The organism is Bacillus sp. AFS017336 (genome assembly GCF_002555445.1).
GTDB lineage: Bacteria > Bacillota > Bacilli > Bacillales > Bacillaceae_G > Gottfriedia.
Genome location: NZ_NUCO01000073.1, coordinates 1 through 558 on the forward strand (window position 1 = coordinate 1; position 558 = coordinate 558).

Annotated in this window: 5 tRNA genes; all 5 read left to right on the forward strand. The window is 50.7% G+C overall.

Features of this window, described 5'->3' with window-relative positions:
- Positions 1-40 precede the first annotated feature (40 nt).
- The 5 genes from CN601_RS22100 to CN601_RS22120 all read left to right on the forward strand — a co-directional run bounded on the left by CN601_RS22100 (position 41) and on the right by CN601_RS22120 (position 491).
- Positions 41-117: transfer RNA gene (locus CN601_RS22100), tRNA-Pro, on the forward strand.
- A gap of 10 nt (positions 118-127) precedes the next feature.
- Positions 128-200 (forward strand) — tRNA-Ala (locus CN601_RS22105).
- Positions 201-226: 26 nt separating this feature from the next.
- Positions 227-300, forward strand: a tRNA-Met gene (locus CN601_RS22110).
- A 12-nt stretch (positions 301-312) separates the two neighbouring features.
- A tRNA-Ile gene (locus CN601_RS22115) sits at positions 313-389 on the forward strand.
- A gap of 9 nt (positions 390-398) precedes the next feature.
- Positions 399-491 (forward strand) — tRNA-Ser (locus CN601_RS22120).
- Positions 492-558 lie beyond the last annotated feature (67 nt).

Consider the following 558-nt stretch of genomic DNA (forward strand, 5'->3'; position numbering starts at 1 on the left):
CCTTTCGGGCGCGCCATATTGTATCACCTGTAATTCTAAACGGGAAGTGGCTCAGCTTGGTAGAGCACCTGGTTTGGGACCAGGGGGTCGCAGGTTCAAATCCTGTCTTCCCGACCATTTTAAACATGGGGCCTTAGCTCAGCTGGGAGAGCGCCTGCCTTGCACGCAGGAGGTCAGCGGTTCGATCCCGCTAGGCTCCACTTAGAAAACTTAAATGAAATATTATGGCGGTGTAGCTCAGCTGGCTAGAGCGTACGGTTCATACCCGTGAGGTCGTGGGTTCGACTCCCTCCGCCGCTACTTATTATTTTAGGACCTTTAGCTCAGCTGGTTAGAGCAGACGGCTCATAACCGTCCGGTCGTAGGTTCGAGTCCTACAAGGTCCACCACTTATCAATGGAGTAATACCCAAGTCTGGCTGAAGGGATCGGTCTTGAAAACCGACAGGGGTGTAACAGCCCGCGGGGGTTCGAATCCCTCTTACTCCTCCATTTTTATTAAATAACATATTAACGGATTTACTTTAAAAAGTATCCAAATTATCGCGGGGTGGAGCAG